General features: G+C 68.3%; 3 protein-coding genes and 1 pseudogene. All 4 read right to left on the bottom strand.

Going from position 1 to position 2,859, the window contains the following annotated elements; genetic code table 11:
- Window positions 1-569: alpha-ketoacid dehydrogenase subunit beta (locus U4E84_RS16475; protein WP_369698431.1), on the bottom strand; the 569-nt coding region annotated here is incomplete at its 3' end.
- Window positions 570-1,673 carry a pyruvate dehydrogenase (acetyl-transferring) E1 component subunit alpha gene (gene pdhA / locus U4E84_RS16470; protein WP_322533197.1) on the bottom strand — a complete coding sequence of 368 codons (1,104 nt, stop codon included), beginning with the start codon at window positions 1,671-1,673 and terminating at the stop codon, window positions 570-572.
- A 298-nt stretch (window positions 1,674-1,971) separates the two neighbouring features.
- Window positions 1,972-2,385, bottom strand: coding sequence for a CopG family transcriptional regulator (locus U4E84_RS16465; RefSeq protein WP_322533196.1), 414 nt, complete (start codon window positions 2,383-2,385; stop codon window positions 1,972-1,974).
- Window positions 2,386-2,535: 150 nt separating this feature from the next.
- A pseudogene (locus U4E84_RS16460) lies at window positions 2,536-2,859 on the bottom strand (DNA-binding protein); the annotation flags it as partial.

The following is a 2,859-nucleotide window of genomic DNA, read 5'->3' as shown; positions in this document are numbered from 1 at the left end:
TCCTGCGGGACCTCCTCGCGGAACGCGCGGTAGATGAGCTTCGGTTCGAGGAAGACCACCGGGTCGGGGTCGCGGATCGACGCCGCGAGCAGCCCCTTCGCGTCGTACGGCGTCGAGGGGATGACCACCTTGAGGCCGGCCTCGTGCGCGTAGAACGCCTCCTTCGACTCGGAGTGGTGCTCCGGCGCGCGGATCCCCCCGCCGTAGGGCGCGCGCAGGGTCATGGGGAGGGTGAACCGGCTCCGGCTCCGGGCGCGGAACCGCGCCATGTGCGAGACGATCTGGTCGAAGCCGGGGTACATGAACCCGGAGAACTGGATCTCCGGGACCGGCCGGAGTCCCATCGCGGCCATGCCGACCGCGCAGCCGACGATGCCCGACTCCGCCAGCGGGGTGTCGACGACGCGGTCGCCGCCGAACTCGTCGAAGAGGCCCTCGGTCGCCCGGAAGACGCCGCCGTTCTTCCCGACGTCCTGTCCGAGCACGAGAACGTCGTCGTCCTCGCGCATCTCGCTGTACAACCCGTCACGTACCGCCTGTACGACGGTGAGATTCTGTGTGTCGCTCATTTACTCCTCTAAGAACGCCTCGTCGCCGTGCGCCTCGCGGAACGCCGCGAACTCCTCCCGCTGTCGCTTCAGTTCGTGCGGGAGCTCCGCGTACGCGTGTTCGAACAGCTCGCTCGGGGTCGGTCGCGCCTCCGACTCCGCCTCGTCGATCGCGTCGGCGACGCGCTCCTCGACCGCGGTCCCGATCTCCGCGACGCGCTCGTCGTCGAGGACCCCCTCCGAGCGGAGGTACGCCTCCAGCCGCGGGATCGGGTCCTTCGCCTTCCAGCGCTCGACCTCGTCGTCGTCGCGGTAGACGGTGGGGTCGTCGGCGGTCGTGTGCGCGCCGAACCGGTACTGGATCGCCTCGATCAGCGTCGGGCGCGGCCGGTCCGGCTCCGGGTCGCGCGCCTTCTCCACGGCGGCTCTCGTGACGCTGTACACCGCGAGGGGGTCCATCCCGTCGACCTGTACCCCGTCGATCCCGTACGCCTCGGCCTTCTGCGCCAGCGTTTCGCTGCGCGTTTGGCGCTCGCGAGGCACGGAGATCGCCCACTGGTTGTTGTTACAGAAGAAGACCGCGGGCGTGTCGAACACGCCCGCGAAGTTGACGCCCTCGTGGAAGTCGCCCTCGCTGGTCGCGCCGTCGCCGAAGTAACAGAGGAACACCTCGTCGGTCCCGCGGAGCTTCGCCGCCCACGCCGCCCCCGTGGCGTGAGGCACCTGCGAGGCGATCGGCACGGCCACCGGGAAGGCGTTGACGTCGGCGGGCGCCCTGTTGCCGGCCTGGTGGCCCATCCAGTAGAGGAGGGTCTGTTTCAGCGGGAGGCCGCGGACCAGGGCCGCCCCGTGCTCGCGGTACGAGGGAACTATCCAGTCGTCCTCGTCGAGCGCCGTCGCGGAGCCGATCTGGGCGCCCTCCTGTCCCGACAGCGGCGGGTACGTCCCCATTCGCCCCTGTCGCTGGAGGCTCACCGCCCGGCCGTCGAAGTGGCGCGCGAGCCGCATGTGCCGGTACATGTCGACGAGTTCCCCCTCGTCGAGGTCGGGCACGTCGCCGACGACCTCGCCGTCCTCGTCGAGCACGCGGACCGGATCGTCGTACGCCCTGTCGAATACGCTCACGGTCGAACCCACCTGTGCATGTCCGAGTAGTTCGCCGCCCGGGTAATATTGTTTTCGTAAATAATTTAGTATACTCAGAAATCGGTAGATGCACTGAGAGACTGTCCATCAGACTCCGAGAGAACCGGACATTTTTGAACATCTCGCGACGACCTCGGCAATATTTTCGTCGACTCGGCGGATTCTCCGAACGTTAACGGACAAACGGGAAGGTTTCTCGAGGGATCGAAACCGCGGCGAGACGAACTCGGGGCTCGGCGGGTGGATCCGAGCAGGCGCCGCAACCAGCGGAGTGCGACTACCCGAGCCGGAAGGAGGGTTCGTCGCGCTCGCCGCGCTCGTCGTCGAGGTCCTCTAAGTGGATCACGTCCTCCTCGTCGCCGTCCAGCTGCTCGCGGAGGTGGTTGACGTACCGCTTGTGCTCTTCGAGCTGCTCGCGGAGGTGGTCGGCCTCCAGCTCCAGCCGCTCGTGTTCGCGAATGAAGCTCTTGGGCACCTCGACGCGCGGGGGGAACGATTCGCCCGGCTCGGCCATGCTCTCGAGCTCCGCCTCGGGGACCGCGCGGACCTGTCCGTCGTGGGCAACGAGCGTGTCCACGTAGTCCCGGAACACCGCCGACAGCGAGATGTCCCGCTCCTCGGCGATGTCGCGGAGCGCCTCGAACGCGTCCTCGCTGACGCGGAACGAGATCGTCTTGTTCTTGTTGCCCATCACCGATCGCTGCTCGCGCGAGTCACTTAAGCGTTTGTCAGACGGTGACGAAGGGGGAGTAGAATACCGCCGGATACGGGCGTGAGACCCGCGATCGCTTCGGCATTCAGGTCGAGAGCCGCGCGCGGACCGAGCGGTTTCCGCCGCCGGTCAGGGCTCCGGCGTCCCTGCCGGATCCGTCGCGTCGGCATCGTCGGAGGCGTCGCCGTCGGCGGGGTCCTCGTCCGCGGCGTCGTCGGCGAGCTCGTCGCCGGAGCCCTGGTCGAGGTCCTCTAAGGCAGCCAGCGCGGCGGCCTTGTACGTCTCGGGATCGAAGTCGTACTCCTCGCGGGCCATCCGCGCGTACTCGTTCCCCTCGTCGTCGAACGCGGCGACCCGCTCGAGCGTTCGCGTGGCCGTCTCGGCGACCCAGCGGTCGCGGGTGGCGGCGTCGACCTCGGTGATCGACTCGGGGCGGACGGAGACCCGGACGGT

Source organism: Halorubrum sp. AD140, from assembly GCF_034497445.1.
Lineage (GTDB): Archaea > Halobacteriota > Halobacteria > Halobacteriales > Haloferacaceae > Halorubrum.
The sequence above is the reverse complement of the archived record's forward strand: the minus strand, read 5'-3'. Positions and strand labels throughout refer to the sequence as shown.

Coding starts and splice junctions, on each gene's coding strand:
- U4E84_RS16465 (WP_322533196.1), bottom strand. CDS start 2,385: ATGGGCAACAAGAACAAGACGATCTCGTTCCGCGTCAGCGAGGACGCG.